The following is a 17,980-nucleotide window of genomic DNA, read 5'->3' on the forward strand; positions in this document are numbered from 1 at the left end:
ACCTGTCAGGTTTGGTTTGTTACCCATTAATTACAACGCGTGGTTCAACTTGAGTCTGACTTGCTTTGCGTTTTCCTCTAAAAAAGAAATACAAGTTGATGAATAACATGATTCCTAAATAGATAGCAAATCCGCCGATTTTATAACTCAAGGCTTCAATTAAACTTTGGTAATCGTCTTTGTACAATGTCATTTCTAAAATCATCAAGGCAAAACCTAAATTTAATAAGTAAAAGCCAGTTTCGAATAATGTGTTTGTAGCATTGGCAATTTCCTCTCGTCCTCTAAAAATGTCTAACATGAATATTTTACTGTTTTTAAATAAAGTTTTGCTAACGTAATAAGTTAAAAATAAGGCAATTGGTAAATAAATTGCATATCCGATTAAAATTTTTGTAGTTTCCATAAAATTGAATATTTAAATTAATTTTTTAATGTATTTAGTTAATAATATGATGTTGAAATAATGCATCAATCCGATAATCAGAATAATTATGGCCGATTTGGTTGCAATGATTTCGATGAGTTGGTTGGATGTTGAAATTTTTTCCCAAGAAATAAGTGTCATCGCGCAATACCCAAGATTTAAAAGATAATAACCAATCAGTAACATTTTGTTTATTTGATGGCATAATTCTTCATGATTCGGAATTAATTGTGATACAAATAAGTTTCCGTTATCATAGCATAATTTTCCAACTTTGATAATTATAACACTGGTAATGCTGAGATAAATAATATAGGCTAGTATGTTAAGGTTCATAATTATACTAATTTATAATGTCCAACTATATTGTGTAAAAATAGTAAGGTGTTGACTACGGCAAACAAGACAAAAAGCATATTCATAAAATAACTTCCGACTTTAAATAACCTCCTTTTTGGTATGTCATACATTGGATAGTAAGCAATTTGTGTGGCTACTTTTCCAACCCAATATGCAGCTATTAAACCAGTTAAAGCTACTGCCAAGGCAGATTGTTCTTTCAATTCATTTGTAAATGAAATGGCAATTATTCCGAAAGAAAAATTTAAGCCTTGGATGTATCTTCCGTACGTTTTTGCGATTTCTTGATTTAAAGGTTTCAGTTGTTTGACATCGTTATACCAATCGAAAACTTGATGACGAATGTAAGGGTAAATTAATGCGGTGAATATTTGGCCCAATCCACTTAAAATAATTAACCAATTTGGAAGTATTGTATTCATAATTCTATTATTTTTAAACTTTCAGAAAAAATTGAAAGATTTGATTAAAATTTTTTATTTCATAAATTTCATAAGTAGTTGAGTCAACCAATTGTCTTTGTATTCAGTAATTTTATCAAGTACGTTATATGCCTTTAAAACAAAGTCGTACAATTTTGTAGTTTGATCTACGAAATGTCTTTCTGCTTCGGTGCCATCAGATTTTATTGTAGAAACTTCTTTTAATACTTTCAAGGCAGGTTTGATCTCTCTTTTACTTCTTTCTCTCGAAATTTTTACCGCTAATTCATCTAAATCTTTTTCAGCGGTGAAAAACTCCCTTCTTTCACCCGCTTTGAATTCCTTATACACAATTCCCCAATCCATTAAAGCTCGTAAATTCATTGATGCGTTTCCACGAGAAATTTGTAATTCTTCCATAATGTCTTCCATAGAAACGGGTTCGTGCGAAACCATCAACAAAGCATGAATCTGCGCCATGGTTTTATTAATTCCCCATTGTGAGCCTAACGCGCCCCAAGTTTGTACGAATTTATTTTTAGCTTCTTTAAATTCCATTATCAATTAATTACTCCTCAAAGGTATGAAATGTTTTTAAACTTTCAAAAATAAATGAAACTTATTTTGGGTTTTTTTATTCAGAAAAAATAAGTATACTTGCAAACCAAACTACTATAATCATGAAAAACAATTATTTAAGTGTTCTTGGACTAACACTTCTCTTGTCCAATTTTGCTTTTTCTCAAAAAAACGAAAAATACAATGGAGATTTAGCGTATCAAAAAACAATTTACCTTACGGGTATGCATTCTGAGCAATCGGCTATTAAGGAATTTGGGAAATTATACCGACTTAACGATTCTAATTCATTTACTCCTCAAAAAGAAACTTCTGATGAAGCGGGTTTTATACATCAAAGGTTTCAACAGTATTATAAAGGGATTAAAATCGAATTTGGAACAGTAATCACCCATAAAAAAGAAGGTAACGTAGTTCATGTCAACGGTGAATTGTATAATGCTGAAGATTTAAATTTAACACCTTCATTATCTGCTGAAGTAGCTTTCCAAAAAGCAATAAATTTTATAAATGCGCAAGAATATTTATGGAATGATCCTGTGGCCTCTCAAGCAATGGATTATAAAAAACCATCTGGGGAACTTGTGATTTTACCTTTAGTTAATAAAGGCGAGGTAAGGCTTGCTTATAAATTTGATATTTATGCAAAACAACCTATTGCTAGAGATGAAGTTTTTGTTGATGCTGCGACAGGTGAAATTTTGTATAAAAATCCCATTATTAAACACGTTAATCATCTGGTTTCGGATGATGAAATTGAATTGGCAGCTAAAAAGTTTGAGAAAGTTGCGTTAAATAAAGAAAATGCTTTATTCACACCTTTTGTTGCCGGAACTGCTGCAACACGATACAGTGGATCAAGAACAATTGAAACGACTCAAACAGGGCCAAATTCATTTATTTTAGATGAAAACGCAAGAGGTAATGGTAATGGAATGGTCACTTATAATTGTCAATCTACACAATCCTATCCGTCTACTAATTTTACTGACAATGATAATAATTGGACAGCCGCTGAATACAATAATGCCGCAAAAGACGACGCGGCTTTAGAAGCACATTGGGGAGCAGAAAAAACGTATGATTTTTGGAAAAATATTTTTAATAGAAATAGTTTTGATGATGAAGGGGCTAAAATTAAGAGTTATGTTCATTATGGGAGTGGATATAATAATGCATTTTGGAATGGTAGTGTAATGACTTATGGAGATGGTAGCAGTATGAATGCTTTAACATCTATTGATGTTTGCGGCCACGAAATAGGTCACGCTATATGTACATACACTTCAAACTTAGCGTATCAAAATCAATCGGGTGCTATGAATGAAGGTTTGTCTGATATATGGGGTGCTTGTATAGAGCAATATGGAAGAAATGGAAATTTAAATGCTCCAGTTGATACAGTTAATCCAGGTACACAGGGGGTATGGAAAGTGGGTGAAGATATTACAACAGGTGGTTTACGTTCTATGAGTTATCCTAGAACAAAAGGAGATCCGGATACATTTAAAGGTCAATATTATATTACTACAGCGGATGATGGGTCTTGTACTCCTAGTTCAGGAAACGATAATTGTGGTGTTCATACCAATAGTGGTGTTTTAAATCACTGGTTTTACATTGTTACTGCTGGAAAATCGGGTACTAATAATGCACCTGCTGCTTCTGGTGGACCTTTTGCCTATAATGTAACAGGAATTGGAATGGCAAAATCTTCTCAAATAACTTATTATGCAGAACGAGATTATTTAACAGCAAATGCTACTTTTATGGATATGAGAAATGCTACTATTGCTGTAGCAAGTTCGATATATTGTGCCACTAGTCCAGAAGTACAAGCCGTAACAAAAGCTTGGAAAGCAGTAAATGTTGGTGCAGATTATGTTGCTTATGCGAATGACATTTCATTGAAAAGTATTACAGGTGGTAATGTAAGTGTGGCTTGTGGTGCGACTTATAATCCAAGTATAATAATAGAAAATGCAGGAACTAATACAATTACTTCAGTAACTGTAACATATAATGTTGATGGAGGAGCAAATTCAACTATAAATTGGACGGGTAACTTATCGAATTGCGCCGTGCAAAGTATTGCTATACCAGTTAGCGGTTTAACAAGAGGGACGCATGTTTTAAATGTAACTTCTACAATTGCGAGTGATGGAAATGCTACAAATAATACCAAATCTATTTTAATTTTAGTAAATGATGCGGGTTCTCCTAATGTGATAAATACATTTAATACTGCTACCAATGCTTTAATTTCAATTGATGGTAATGGTAAAACGAATGCTGTTTGGCAAAGAGGAGCTATTGGTAAAACCCTACTTACTAATGCACTTGCAGGATCAAATGTATATGCAACAAAACTGACGGGTAATTATCCAGATAGTGCAACTTCTTACTTGGTTTCACAGTGTTATAATTTAACCAACCTAACCAATCCAACGGTGAGTTTTGATATGGCATTTGATTTAGAATCAAATTGGGATATTATATATTTTGAATATTCAACGGATAATGGTACTTCATGGAATGTATTAGGAACTTCTTCTGATCCTACTTGGTATAATAGTTCAAGATTGCCTGATGGAACCGATTGCTTTAATTGTATTGGGAAGCAATGGACGGGTGATTTTAATACAGCTCCAACAGGAGGAAATGGTATGAATGGAAATAAAAGAAAATACATTCATGAATTATCAAGTTTAGGTGCCCCTGCAAATGCTATTTTCAGATTTACATTTATTTCTGATGAAGCTTCAAATCAAGAAGGAGTTATGATTGACAATTTTGTTATTGAAGGGACATTGTCATCAAATGCTACAAATGAACTGGAAGATTTTCTAATTTATCCTAATCCTACTGGAGGGAAACTAACGATTTCATTGCCAACCTCAGAAAAAGTTTCTGTTGATTTATTTGATTTAAGAGGAAGAAAAGTATATCAAAGCAATTTTGAATCTGAAGGTACTATGTTTACAAAAGACCTTGATTTGACTTCAATTCAATCTGGTGTTTACATTATTAATGTGAAAACTGAAGGAAAAGAAATTTCAAAAAGAGTAATCATAGAATAAATAATTAAAAGAAATGAATAAAAAATCCCGTTAGAATTTTCTAACGGGATTTTTTTATTTAAAGTAGTCCAGCTCTTTTCAACAATGCCTCTGGTTGAGGTTCTTGTCCTCTAAATTTTTTATACAATTCCATTGGTAATTCGGTGCCACCTTTTGAAAGTATATTTTCTTTGAATTTGGTTGCGACTTCTTTGTTGAAAATACCCTTTTCTTGAAAATAAGCAAACGCATCCGCATCTAAAACTTCCGCCCATTTATAACTATAATATCCAGAAGAATAACCACCTTGGAAAATGTGAGAAAAAGAAACGCTCATACAATTTTCAGCAACATCAGGATATAAATTGGCTACTTTCATGGCTTCCAATTCAAATGCTTTTACATTATTAATAATTTGGTTTTTACTATGGAATTCCATGTCTAAAATACCAAAACTCAATTGTCTTAATGTAGCCATGCCTTCTAAGAAATTGGCACTTTCTTTAATTTTATTGACTAAATCTTGTGGAATTACTTCGCCAGTTTCATAATGTTTAGCAAAAAGTGCCAATGCTTCTGGTTCGTAACACCAGTTTTCCATCACTTGACTTGGTAATTCTACAAAATCCCAAAATACGGATGTGCCAGATAAGCTTGGGTAAGTTGTATTGGCTAACATGCCGTGAAGCGCATGTCCAAATTCATGAAATAAAGTAGTGACTTCATTAAAAGTTAATAATGAAGGTTTTGTTGGTGTAGGAGGAGTGAAGTTACAAACAATAGAAACATGAGGTCTTTCGTTAATTCCTTCTTTAATATATTGTGGTTTAAATGAAGTCATCCAAGCACCATTTCTTTTTCCTTTTCTTGGAAAAAAGTCGGCATAGAAAACAGCAACTAATTCGTTTTGTTCATTTAACACTTCATAGGTTTGAACGTCTTCGTGATATTTGTCAATATTATGAATTTCATTAAAGTTTAAACCAAATAATTTTTGAGCAACAGTAAAAGCACCATTCAATACATTTTCTAATTTGAAATACGGTTTTAATAACTCATCATCCAAACTGAATAATTTTTGTTTTAATTTTTCAGAATAATAAGCACCATCCCATTTTTCTAATTGTTCAATGCCATCTAATTCTTTTGCAAAATTGGTTAATTGAGCAAATTCTCTTTCAGCCGCTGGTTTTGCTTTAGCTAATAAATCGTTTAAAAACAATAAAACTTTTTCAGGATTTTGAGCCATGCGTTCTTCTAATACAAAATGAGCATGGGTCTTATAACCTAATAAATTAGCACGTTCGTGTCGAAGTGCCACTATTTTTTTTACAATTTCTTCGTTATTGTATTCATTTTGTTGAAATGCTTTTTTGCCATAAGCAATATTCAACTCTTTTCTTAAATTTCTGTTTTCTACATAAGTTACAAAAGGAATGTAACTCGGGAAATCTAATGTAAAAATCCAGCCTTCTTCATTTTTTGACTTGGCTAAACTAGCAGCCATTTCTTTTGCGCCTTCAGGAAGACCTTTTAAATCTTCTTCATTTGTGATGTGCAATTGGTAATTGTTTGTTTCAGCTAAAACATTTTCACCAAAAGTTAAACTCAATTGGGCTAATTCGGTATCAATTACTCTAAGTCTATTTTTTTGCTCTTCAGCTAATAGAGCACCATTTCTGGTAAAACCTTTGTATTTTTTATCTAGTAATGTAGCTTGTTCCGTATTTAATGCTAAACTTTCTTTTTGATCATAAACCAATTTGACACGTTTAAATAACTCTTCATTTAAAGCAATATCGTTTTGAAATTCTGTTAATAAAGGAGTAACTTCTTGTGCTATTTTTTGCATTTCATCTGAAGTTTCTGCTGAATTTAGATTGAAAAAAATACTAGATAAACGATCTAATTGTTCACCAGCAAAGTCTAAAGCTTCAATTGTGTTTTCAAAAGTAGCATCTTCTTGATTTGAAATAATTGTATCTATTTCATTTTTAGCCATTTTTATAGTTTCTTTAAAGGCTTTTTTATAATCAGAGAGACTTATCTTACTAAACGGAGCGGTATTGAATTTATTTTCAAATTTTTTTAAAAAAATTTCCATAAAACTTTGTTTTTATCGATAAAGTGTATATATTTGTCGACGAAATGAATGAGAATTATCATCTTAATGATAAATTTTCATCCCTTTTTCCCCAAAAGAGAATTTTTTTTATAGTTGTCACTTAATTGTGAATAGATTTTTGCCCCGATTTTTATCGGGGTTTTTTGTTTTAAATCTCTAAATTTTTAGAAGCTTTTAAAACAGCCTCTTTTAAACTTTCTTTATACGCCACAATTTTATTTAAAACCGTACTGTCATGGCTACCGATTATCTGTGCTGCCAAAATACCTGCGTTTTTTGCACCGTTTAAGGCAACTGTTGCCACTGGAACGCCACCTGGCATTTGTAGAATTGATAAAACAGAATCCCATCCATCAATGGAATTGCTCGATTTTACTGGAACGCCAATAACAGGAAGTGGACTCATACTTGCCACCATACCTGGTAAGTGAGCGGCACCACCAGCACCGGCAATGATTACAGAAATACCTCTTTCGTGTGCGTTTTTACTAAAATCTACTAATTTTTCAGGTGTTCTGTGAGCAGATACTATATCTACTTCAATAGAAATATTAAAACTATTTAAAATATCGATAGCTTCTTGCATTACATGCATATCCGATATGCTTCCCATGATTATGGCTACTTTCATAATTAGCCCCCTAACCCCCAAAGGGGGAATTCCTACTAGGGGTGAGTAGGGTTTTTATGTTAGATTTATACTTAATAATTAAAATTGCTGTAACACAAATTATGTAGTTTAAAATGAAATTTTTAATATTTGAACCGTGTAATAAATCAATTCCATTACAATTATCACTGACTGCTAGTTGATTATAATAATTTAGCGGAAATCCAATTTTTAAATTAGGAGAAGTTCTATTTATAGAATTATAAGCCAAAGAAAATAGAAATGATATAAATGACAAAACACAAAATGTAATTGTCGAATAAAAAATAATACTTAAAATCTTTTTTATCATTTTCAAATTGACACATTTTCAAATTGACACATTAAGAAATCACTCGAATACTATTTTTAACTTCTTCCGCAATTTTTCTTGCTTCAGCCATATCTTCATTAACAATCGTTACATGTCCCATTTTACGGAATGGTCTTGTTTCTCTTTTACCATATATATGTGGAGTAACACCGTCAAATGCCATAATTTTTTCTATATTTTCATAAACCACTTGTCCTGTGTATCCTTCTTCACCCACTAAGTTCACCATAATTCCTGCTACTTTACTGTCCGTGTTTCCTAAAGGTAAATTTAGAATGGCTCTAATGTGATTTTCAAATTGTGAAGTATAACTTGCTTCAATACTATAATGACCAGAATTATGAGGTCTAGGTGCAACTTCATTCACCACAATTTCGTCGTCTTCCGTTTGAAACATTTCTACAGCTAAAAGACCAACATGATTAAAGGCTTTTGAAACATTTAAGGCAACTGCTCTTGCTTTTTCAGCGACTTTTTTATCAATACGGGCAGGACAAATAACATATTCGACTTGATTGGCCTCTGGATGAAATTCCATTTCAACAACAGGATAGGTCTTAATATCGCCTTTGGCATTTCGAGCTACAATTACTGCTAATTCATTTTTAAAAGGAACTAAAGCTTCAGCAAGACATTCTACTTCAGGTAAATTGTATAAATCTAGTGCAGAACGAACTATTTTTACGCCATTACCATCATAGCCCCCTTCGGCTGATTTCCAAACAAATGGAAAATCCAATTCATCTTTATCTAAAGCGTTTTGTAAATCTTTGATGTCTACAAAACGTTGATGTTTTGAAGTAGGAATATTATTTTCAACATAAAAATCTTTTTGACGCCCCTTGTTTTTGATTAATCGAAGCGTTTTTGGAGAAGGATAAACCAAATGTCCTTCCTCTTCTAATTTTTCTAAAGCTTCTAAATTGACATTTTCAATTTCAATAGTGATAACATGACACATTTTACCAAATTGATAAACCGTGTCAAAATCATTTAAATTGCCTCTGTAAAAAGCATTGCAGCTCATTCTTGATGGTGCCTCTTCACTTGGGTCTAATACTAAGGTTTGAATGTCAAATTTGCGGGTGTCGTTTAAAAGCATTTTGCCTAATTGTCCACCACCTAAAATACCTAATTTAAAATCAGAGGAAAAATAGTTCATGTTGTTGTGTTGTTGTTTTAGAATGGATTATATCCTAAAATTAATATTGTGGTGCAAAGATAATAAATTTAAAAAGTTATTGAAGTCTTTTCAAAATGTCTTTCGCGCAGGCTTTATAAGCTGGGGAATGTTTGTGGTAATCTTGTGGTAAAATAATTTTTAGTTCCTCATGGATCCACTGGTGTTTTTTGCCAAAGTTATATAATGTTCGCATGGCATAGGCTTTTGTGGCTACTTTTTCATTACTAATAAGCCAATCTAAACTCGATTCAATCAATTGATTTTCTTGATTTTCGGTTAAAAGAATTGTTTTTGATTCTGAAATAAATTGACAAATTTTTGAAATTGAGCGTAACGCAGAACTGTTTTTATATAAAGATAAATGGGAACAGAATTTTTCTAAGTAAGGAATGATTAAATCCAGTTCTTTTTCTAGAACTAATTCTAAAGCCCAACAAGCCTTAAAGTGGTTTTTGTCTGAAATAGTAAAACTTAAATCAATAAGTTCTTGTAAAACATCTTGATTTTGGAGTGCTAAATCTCTATTGCTATCTCGATCTTGTCTATGAGCATTGCTTTTTTCAAGCTGTAAATAAAAAGGAGTTTTGCTAGTTGTCACACTTTAATTTGTTAAGAGTTATTGGTAAATATATCTATTTTGCAAAAAAAATACAATTCTTGATACTTAATCCTGAATACTTTGTAAATTTGCCGTTTATTTTTCTAAACAACATGATACAATTACACGACAAAAAATTTGAAGTATTCATTACTCATGAAGAAATTCAATTTGCCATTAAAAACATGACAAAACAAATAGAAGATGATCATTGTGATGAGGTCCCAGTATTTGTTGGGGTATTAAATGGTGCTTTTATGGTAGTTTCAGATGTAATTAAAAATTATGATTCGCCTTGTGAAGTGAGTTTTGTTAAAATGGCTTCATATGAAGGGACAGCTACAACTAATGAGGTGAAACAACTCATAGGGATTAACCAAAATTTAGAAGGAAGAACCGTAGTGATTTTGGAAGATATTGTAGATACTGGGAATACTGTAGAAGAATTAAAAAAAATGTTTAAAGCGCAAAAAGTAAAACATTGTAAAATTGCTACCTTGTTCTTTAAACCAGAAGCGTATACAAAAGATATTAAAATTGATTATGTGGGTATTCGAATTCCAAATAAATTTATTGTTGGATTTGGATTGGATTATGATGGTTTAGGAAGAAATTTAAAAGACGTTTACCAACTTTCAGAATAAAAAACAACATTTAACTTTATAACTTACAACAAAACACAATGATTAACATCGTTTTATTTGGGAAACCAGGAGCAGGAAAAGGTACTCAAGCAGAATTTTTAAAAGAAAAATATAATTTAACACATTTATCTACTGGTGACATTTTTAGATTTAATATCAAGAATGAAACAGAATTAGGTCAATTGGCAAAAACTTATATGGATAAAGGTGATTTAGTGCCAGATTCTGTAACGATTCAAATGTTACAAAGTGAAGTGGAAAAAAATCCCAATTCAGCTGGATTTTTATTTGATGGCTTCCCAAGAACTATTGCGCAGGCAGAAGCGTTAGATGCTTTTTTAGTTTCTAAAGGACAAGCTGTTACAGCAACTATCGCTTTAGATGCTGATGATGAAATTTTAGTACAACGTTTGTTGGAAAGAGGTAAAACGTCAGGACGTCCGGATGATCAAGATGAAGAAAAAATTAGAAACAGATACCAAGAATATAACGAAAAAACAGCACCATTAATTGAATTTTATAAGGCGCAAAACAAATATCATGCTGTTAATGGTATTGGTGCGATTGAAGAAATTACTGAAAGATTAAGTTTAATAATTGATAAATTATAATTATCTTCGTTTTTAATTAATTTTTTTAAAGATTGGAAATAGTCATAATCTTCTTGCTGATACTGTTAAATGGATTGTTTTCCATGTCAGAAATTGCACTCATATCGGCAAGAAAGAACAGGTTAGAAACCGCTGCCAAAAAAGGCAATACGAGTGCAAAAACGGCTTTAGATTTAGCCAATTCACCTAATAAATTTTTGTCAACGGTACAGATTGGTATCACGTTGATTGGGATTTTAACGGGTATTTACTCAGGAGATAAAGTTACAGAAGATGTAAAGTTGTTTTTTGAGGGATATGAAATTACTCAACCTTACGCACATTCAATTGCTGTAGGTGTTGTGGTTGTTACTTTGACTTTCTTTTCCTTAGTTTTAGGTGAATTGTTGCCTAAACGAATAGGGTTGAATTATCCAGAAGGTATTGCAAAAGCAGTTGCGGTTCCTATGAGAATTGTATCAACAGTAACGGCACCCTTTGTTTGGTTATTAACTGCTTCAACGGATTTAATTTTAGATGTATTAAAAATTAAACCTACCGCTGATGGGAAAGTAACCGAAGAAGAAATTAAAGCCATCATCAAAGAAGGTACTGAAGTAGGTGAAGTTCAAGAAATTGAACAAGATATTGTGGAACGTGTGTTTCATATTGGAGACCGAAAAGTAAATTCGTTAATGACCCACAGAAAAGGGGTAGTATATTTATCTCTCGATGATACTTTTGATGAAATAAAAGAAAAAGTATTGGGAGAATTACACTCAATATATCCTTTATGTAATGAAAATTTAGATGAAGTTGTTGGGGTAGTTTTGTTGAAGGATTTATTTGCTAATCTTGAAAAAGGCGATTTTAATTTAGTTGAAATAAAACAAGATCCGGTTTATTTCATAGAAAATACATCAGCTTACAAAGCATTAGAGAATTTTAAAAAATCAAAAGTACATTATGCTTTAGTTACAGATGAACACGGGATGTTCCAAGGAATTATTACCTTAAATGATATTTTGGAAGCTTTAGTGGGAGATGCTGCTGATTTTTATGATGAAGAATTTCAGCTTGTAGCGCGTGAAGATGGAACTTGGTTGGTTGACGGACATTACTCATTGCATGATTTCTTAACGTATTTTGATTTGGATGATTTGTTAAATGATTATGAAGTAACAACTGTTAGCGGGTTAATTTTAACAGAATTAGGCGATATCCCAAAACAAGGAGAAAAGTTAATCTGGAATAAATTAGAATTCGAAGTGATTGATATGGACGGTGTGAAGATTGATAAAGTTTTGGTTTCAGCTATTAAAGAGTAAGTACGTTTACAATTAAATATTAAAGACAGCTTAGAATGGTTTACCATTCTAAGCTGTTCTTTCTTTTATAGATAGCTTAAAAATTGTATCTTTGCCAGCTGAATAAAAAATAATAACCTAAGTTGAAGTTGTGAAATTTAAAAAATCGGACTTCAAACTTTAAACTTTTTAAGTAAAATGACTGAAGGGAACTTTGTAGATTACGTAAAAATATATGCTGCTTCTGGTAAAGGAGGGAAAGGTTCTTCTCATTTACATAGAGAAAAATTTATTGAAAAAGGTGGGCCAGATGGAGGTGACGGTGGTCGTGGAGGTCACGTAATTTTAAAAGGAAATAAAAATCTTTGGACGTTATTTCACTTGAAATTTTTGCGTCATGTCAAAGCTGGTCATGGAGGTGATGGTGGAAGTAGCCGTAGTACTGGTGCTGATGGCGAAGATAAATTTATCGAAGTGCCACTAGGTACCGTTGTTAAAGATAAAGAAACAGGTGAGGTTTTGTTCGAAATTACCGAACACGATGAAACCAAAATACTGGCTAAAGGCGGAAAAGGAGGATTAGGAAACTGGCATTTTAGAAGTGCAACTAATCAAACTCCTCGATATGCTCAACCTGGGTTATCTGGAGAAGAAGTAGATATTATATTAGAATTAAAAGTGTTGGCCGATGTTGGTTTGGTTGGATTTCCTAATGCGGGTAAGTCAACTTTATTATCGGTCTTAACATCAGCGAAACCAAAAATTGCCGACTATCCTTTTACAACCTTAAAACCAAATTTGGGCATTGTAGCGTATCGTGATTTTCAATCTTTTGTTATAGCGGATATTCCTGGAATTATTGAAGGTGCAGCAGAAGGCAAAGGTTTAGGACATTATTTTTTGCGTCATATTGAAAGGAATTCAACATTGTTGTTTTTAATTCCTGCCGATACTGAAGATATTAAAAAAGAATACGATATTTTAATTGACGAGCTGAGAAGGTATAATCCTGAAATGTTAGATAAAGATCGATTAATTGTGATTTCAAAATGCGATATGTTAGATGACGAATTGCAAGCAGAAATGAAAGACCAGTTGGATCAAGATTTTAAAGGAATGGAATACATGATGATTTCATCTATTTCCCAACAGAACTTACAACAATTGAAAGATAAATTGTGGAAAATGTTAAATCAATAAAAATTAAAAGCACCTTTTTTAGGTGCTTTTTTTTTGTTAAATGAATAAGCAAACGTTAAAAATTATTTTTCAAGTATAATTCCAGCTGTGTTTTTTGAAGAAATCGTATTTTTTGAATTATATTCGCATCATTAAAACAAAATTACTAGTTATATTATGAAAAAATTTATTGTATCCTTAATCGCAGCAATTACTTTGCTACCAGCAACAGTAAAGGCAGATGAAGGGATGTGGTTCTTAATGTTCATTGAAAGATTGAACCACAGAGATATGCAAAAAATGGGGCTTCAGTTAACGGCTGAAGAGATTTACAGCATTAACCACCACAGTTTAAAAGATGCAATTGTGCAGTTTAATGGCGGTTGTACTGCAGAATTAATTTCTAAAGATGGTTTAGTGTTAACCAATCACCACTGTGGATATGATGCAATTGCTGAATTGTCTACAGCTGAAAAAAACCACTTAAAGAATGGATTTTGGGCAAAAAATAGAACAGAGGAATTAAAACCTTCTAGTTTATTTGTTCGTTTCTTCGTTAGAATGGACGATTGTTCTAAAAGAATTTTGGCTGTTGTTAATGATAAAATGACTGAAGCTGAAAGAGAAAAAGCAATCAATGCTGAAATTGCTAAAATTGAAAAAGAAAATAACGAAGGAGGTAAATATACTGTTTCAGTTCGTTCGTTTTTCCAAGGTAATGAATTTTACTATTTTGTTTACCAAGATTATAAAGATGTTCGTTTAGTAGGAACACCTCCTGAAAGTTTAGGTAAATTTGGTGGTGATACTGACAACTGGGAATGGCCACGTCATACTGCCGATTTCTCTATGTTCAGAATCTATGCAGACGCAAATGGAAATCCAGCAGAATATTCTCCAAACAATGTGCCTTTAAAACCGAAACATCACTTACCAGTTAACTTAGGTGGAGTAAAAGAAAATGATTTCGCTATGATTTTAGGGTATCCAGGTAGAACAAATCGATGGATGCCAGCTGGTGGAATTGAGCAAAACGTGAAATTTGCTTATCCAGCTTGGGTAGAAGGATCTAAAACGGGAATGGACCAAATGAAAAAATACATGGTTCAATCTGATGCTTTAAACTTAATTTATGCTTCAAAATTTGCAGGAGTAGCTAATTACTGGAAAAACCGTCAAGGTATGATTGATGCTTTAACTAAATTCCAAACAGCAAAAGCTAAAGCAGCTCAAGAAGCAAAATTTGATAAATGGGCAAATAAACCAGAAAACAAAGAAAAATATGGTAATGTTGTAGCAACAATCAATAACTATTATAAGTTGACTAATGAAAAGTCACGTCATGATAATTATTTACAACAATTATTTAGAACTTCAGCTTTTGGAACAATTAGCCGTTCATTAGGAAGACAATTAGAAGCATATGCTAAAGCAGACGCAACGAAGAGAGCACAAATGGCTCCAGGAATCTTAGAAATGGTAGATGAAATGTATAAAGAATTATACCTACCAGCTGAAAAAGATATCTTAGCGGCTCAATTAAAATTATACGCCTCAAAATCAACAGGATATGCTATTGCGCCTTCAGTTGATAAATTAGCAAAAGAGAATAATGGCGATTTTACTAAATATGTGAATGCCTTATTTGATTTAAGTATTTTCACTTCAAAAGATAGAATCAGAGCATTCTTAGATTTACCGAGTGAAACGATGTTAGCAAATGATCCATTAAATGTTTTATCTAATGACTTGTTAACACACTTTAATTCAAAATCAGATGAAATTGCTAAAGCTCAAAATGATTTTGGTGCGGCATATAGAAAATTAGTTCAAGGATTACGTGAGTCAAAAATTGGTGAAATTAAATATCCAGATGCAAACTCTACATTACGTTTAACATACGGAAAAGTAAGATCTTTACCGGCAGATAAACGAAATGATGCAACAATTAACAACTATACTACTTTAGCGGGTCAGGTTAAAAAATACAAAAAAGGAGATTTAGAATTTGATTTGCCTACTAAAGTATTAGAAATGAACGCTAAGAAAGAATTTGGTCGTTATGCAGATAAAGACGGTTCTTTACACGTTTGTTTCTTAACAGATAATGATATTACTGGTGGTAATTCAGGTTCTCCAGTATTAAATGGTAAAGGTGAGCTAATTGGTTTAGCATTTGATGGAAACATTGAAGCTATGGCTGGTGACGTAATCTTTGATAAAAAATTACAAAGAACAATAAACGTTGATATTCGTTACGTATTATGGGTGATTGAGAATTTCTCAGGAGCTAAACATATTGTTGATGAAATGACAATTGTTAAATAGTTAATTCGTAAAAAATCTTTAAAACCCTCTAAGTTTTCTTAGAGGGTTTTTTCTTTAGTTTATATTTGTGTACTTTTGAAATCAAATTTAGATCATGCGCATATTACTTTTTTTTATATTTTTTTCGGTTGCATCATATTGCCAAAGTAACCTTGATATGGCTATTAAACTTTTTAATGATAAAAAATTTAATGAGTCAAAATCTTTATTTGAAGCGCATTTAAAAGCTAATCCAAATGATTTAAAAGCACTAGAGTATTTAGGTGATATTGCTGGTTATCAAAAAAAATGGGATGAGGCTATTTACTATTATGAAAAATTGAAGAAAAAAGTTCCAACGAATGCCGATTTTCAATACAAATATGGTGGTGCATTAGGTATGAAGGCAAAAAATGTAAATAAAATGAAAGCATTAGGTATGATTGATGATATTGAAGAAGCCTTTTTAACTGCCGCAAAATTGGATAAAAAACATATTGATGCCAGATGGGCTTTGGTGATGTTGTATTTAGAATTACCAGCAATTATTGGAGGAAGCGAAGCTAAAGCAAAAAAGTATGCAGATGAACTTTTGTTGATTTCAAGAATAGACGGTTATTTGGCTCATGGATATATCGAAATATATTTTAAAAGATATAAAAAAGCCGAACCTTTATATGTAGCTGCTCACAGATTAGGGAATTCAAAAACTACTTTTGAAAAATTATATGATTTATATTTAAATAAATTAAAAGATAAAGTCAAAGCACAACAATTAAAAGAAGAGTATACAAAATAACTTCCATAAATAAATATTTACGGATTATAGAAATTACAAGATGAGAACACATTTTATAGCAATTGGTGGTGCCGCTATGCATAATTTAGCTTTAGCGCTGCATCATAAAGGATATCAAGTAACAGGAAGTGATGATGCCATATTTGAGCCATCAAAATCGAGATTGCAAAAGCATGGTTTGTTACCAGATGTTGAAGGATGGTTTCCAGAAAAAATCACTTCAGATATTGAAGCTGTAATTTTAGGTATGCATGCAAAAGCAGATAATCCAGAATTGTTAAAAGCTCAAGAATTAGGACTGAAAATTTATTCTTATCCTGAATTTTTATACGAACAATCTAAAAACAAGACTCGTGTTGTAATTGGTGGTTCGCATGGTAAAACAACTATAACTTCTATGATTTTGCACGTAATGCATTACCATGCTATAGAAGTGGATTATATGGTGGGAGCTCAGTTAGAAGGTTTCGATACTATGGTGCATTTAACTGAAACAAATGATTTTATTGTGTTAGAAGGGGATGAGTATTTAACTTCTCCAATAGATTTACGACCAAAATTCCATTTGTACCAACCTAATATTGCTTTAATTTCAGGTATAGCTTGGGATCACATTAATGTATTTCCAACCTTCGATAACTATGTAGAACAATTCGATATTTTTGTCAATAAAATTACTAATGGAGGTATTTTAATTTACAACGAAGAAGATGCTAATGTGAAATTGGTCGCTGAAAGAAGTGAAAATCCCATTCGAAAAATTCCATATCATACACCCTCTTATGAAGTTGCTCAAGGAACTACTTTGTTAGACACTCCTGATGGACCTATGCCAATTGAAGTGTTCGGTGCACATAACCTAAGTAATTTAGCAGGTGCTAAATGGGTGTGTCAGTGTATGGGTGTAGATGAAGCCGAATTTTATGAAGCTATTGCTAGTTTTAAAGGCGCAAGTAAACGATTAGAAAAAATTGCTGAATCTAGTAATAAAGTTGCTTATAAAGATTTTGCGCATTCGCCAAGTAAAGTTTCAGCTACTACAAAAGCGGTGAAAGCACAATATCCGGATAGGAAGTTAATTGCTTGTTTAGAATTGCATACCTATAGCAGTTTAAATGCCGAGTTCTTAAAAGAATATCAAGGGGCATTAGATGCAGCCGATGTAGCTGTTGTTTTTTATTCACCCGATGCAGTAAAAATTAAACGTTTGGAAGAAGTAACTTATGACCAAATTGCTCAATCGTTCCAAAGAGAAGATTTAATAATTTACACCAATCCAATCGAATTTAAAAACTTTTTATTCAACCAAAATTTAGATAATTCAGCCTTGTTATTAATGAGTTCTGGAAATTATGGAGGGTTGAATTTTGATGAAGTGAAAGAATTAATCAATTAGTCAATATGGCAATTAGACAATG

General features: G+C 32.1%; 16 protein-coding genes. 8 read left to right on the forward strand and 8 right to left on the reverse strand.

The features are described 5' to 3' along the window. Positions 1 to 19 precede the first annotated feature (19 nt). The 4 genes from KQS_RS02630 to KQS_RS02645 are packed head-to-tail and all read right to left on the reverse strand — an operon-like array spanning position 20 to position 1,767. Positions 20 to 406 carry a hypothetical protein gene (locus KQS_RS02630; RefSeq protein WP_014387663.1) on the reverse strand — a complete coding sequence of 129 codons (387 nt, stop codon included), beginning with the start codon at positions 404 to 406 and terminating at the stop codon, positions 20 to 22. A 12-nt stretch (positions 407 to 418) separates the two neighbouring features. Beyond that, positions 419 to 763 (reverse strand): hypothetical protein, encoded by a 345-nt coding sequence (locus tag KQS_RS14155; RefSeq protein ID WP_014387664.1) that lies wholly within the window; start codon positions 761 to 763, stop codon positions 419 to 421. 2 nt (positions 764 to 765) lie between these two features. Next, positions 766 to 1,209: a hypothetical protein gene (locus tag KQS_RS02640; RefSeq protein WP_014387665.1), complete on the reverse strand. Its 444-nt coding sequence runs from the start codon at positions 1,207 to 1,209 to the stop codon at positions 766 to 768. A gap of 54 nt (positions 1,210 to 1,263) precedes the next feature. After that, the gene (locus tag KQS_RS02645) at positions 1,264 to 1,767 is read right to left on the reverse strand and encodes a GbsR/MarR family transcriptional regulator (protein ID WP_014387666.1); all 504 of its coding nucleotides are present in this window, start codon (positions 1,765 to 1,767) and stop codon (positions 1,264 to 1,266) included. A gap of 122 nt (positions 1,768 to 1,889) precedes the next feature. Between KQS_RS02645 and KQS_RS02650 the strand changes: the two genes are divergently transcribed. Continuing rightward, complete coding sequence (locus tag KQS_RS02650; RefSeq protein ID WP_014387667.1) at positions 1,890 to 4,868, forward strand: M4 family metallopeptidase; 2,979 nt, start codon at positions 1,890 to 1,892, stop codon at positions 4,866 to 4,868. Positions 4,869 to 4,926: 58 nt separating this feature from the next. On the opposite strand, the gene KQS_RS02655 is transcribed toward KQS_RS02650, so the two are convergent. The 4 genes from KQS_RS02655 to KQS_RS02670 all read right to left on the reverse strand — a co-directional run bounded on the left by KQS_RS02655 (position 4,927) and on the right by KQS_RS02670 (position 9,736). Next, the gene (locus KQS_RS02655; RefSeq protein WP_014387668.1) at positions 4,927 to 6,951 is read right to left on the reverse strand and encodes a M3 family metallopeptidase; all 2,025 of its coding nucleotides are present in this window, start codon (positions 6,949 to 6,951) and stop codon (positions 4,927 to 4,929) included. Between the two features lie 169 nt (positions 6,952 to 7,120). Further along, on the reverse strand, positions 7,121 to 7,603 hold the full coding sequence (gene purE, locus KQS_RS02660) for a 5-(carboxyamino)imidazole ribonucleotide mutase (RefSeq protein ID WP_014387669.1): 483 nt from the start codon (positions 7,601 to 7,603) through the stop codon (positions 7,121 to 7,123). 362 nt (positions 7,604 to 7,965) lie between these two features. Beyond that, positions 7,966 to 9,117: a 5-(carboxyamino)imidazole ribonucleotide synthase gene (locus KQS_RS02665; protein WP_014387671.1), complete on the reverse strand. Its 1,152-nt coding sequence runs from the start codon at positions 9,115 to 9,117 to the stop codon at positions 7,966 to 7,968. A gap of 76 nt (positions 9,118 to 9,193) precedes the next feature. After that, a complete protein-coding gene (locus KQS_RS02670; RefSeq protein ID WP_014387672.1) occupies positions 9,194 to 9,736 on the reverse strand; it encodes a hypothetical protein in 543 nt (180 codons plus the stop codon). Between the two features lie 113 nt (positions 9,737 to 9,849). Here KQS_RS02670 and hpt point away from each other — a divergent pair, with 113 nt between their 5' ends. The 7 genes from hpt (at position 9,850) to KQS_RS02705 (ending at position 17,958) form a co-directional block, all read left to right on the forward strand. Further along, positions 9,850 to 10,380 carry a hypoxanthine phosphoribosyltransferase gene (hpt, locus tag KQS_RS02675; protein ID WP_014387673.1) on the forward strand — a complete coding sequence of 177 codons (531 nt, stop codon included), beginning with the start codon at positions 9,850 to 9,852 and terminating at the stop codon, positions 10,378 to 10,380. 38 nt (positions 10,381 to 10,418) lie between these two features. Then, positions 10,419 to 10,991, forward strand: a complete 573-nt coding sequence (locus KQS_RS02680) for an adenylate kinase (RefSeq protein WP_014387674.1) — start codon at positions 10,419 to 10,421, stop codon at positions 10,989 to 10,991. A gap of 32 nt (positions 10,992 to 11,023) precedes the next feature. Beyond that, a complete protein-coding gene (locus KQS_RS02685; RefSeq protein WP_084642271.1) occupies positions 11,024 to 12,298 on the forward strand; it encodes a hemolysin family protein in 1,275 nt (424 codons plus the stop codon). A 177-nt stretch (positions 12,299 to 12,475) separates the two neighbouring features. Beyond that, positions 12,476 to 13,477, forward strand: coding sequence for a GTPase ObgE (gene obgE, locus KQS_RS02690; protein WP_014387676.1), 1,002 nt, complete (start codon positions 12,476 to 12,478; stop codon positions 13,475 to 13,477). Between the two features lie 156 nt (positions 13,478 to 13,633). Further along, the gene (locus KQS_RS02695; RefSeq protein ID WP_014387677.1) at positions 13,634 to 15,784 is read left to right on the forward strand and encodes a S46 family peptidase; all 2,151 of its coding nucleotides are present in this window, start codon (positions 13,634 to 13,636) and stop codon (positions 15,782 to 15,784) included. A gap of 157 nt (positions 15,785 to 15,941) precedes the next feature. After that, entirely contained in the window at positions 15,942 to 16,562 is a 621-nt protein-coding gene (locus KQS_RS02700) for a tetratricopeptide repeat protein (protein WP_014387678.1), read from the forward strand. 40 nt (positions 16,563 to 16,602) lie between these two features. Next, complete coding sequence (locus KQS_RS02705; protein ID WP_014387679.1) at positions 16,603 to 17,958, forward strand: UDP-N-acetylmuramate--L-alanine ligase; 1,356 nt, start codon at positions 16,603 to 16,605, stop codon at positions 17,956 to 17,958. The last annotated feature ends 22 nt before the right edge of the window (positions 17,959 to 17,980 follow it).

This window comes from Flavobacterium indicum GPTSA100-9 = DSM 17447 (assembly GCF_000455605.1).
Taxonomy (GTDB): Bacteria; Bacteroidota; Bacteroidia; order Flavobacteriales; family Flavobacteriaceae; genus Flavobacterium; species Flavobacterium indicum.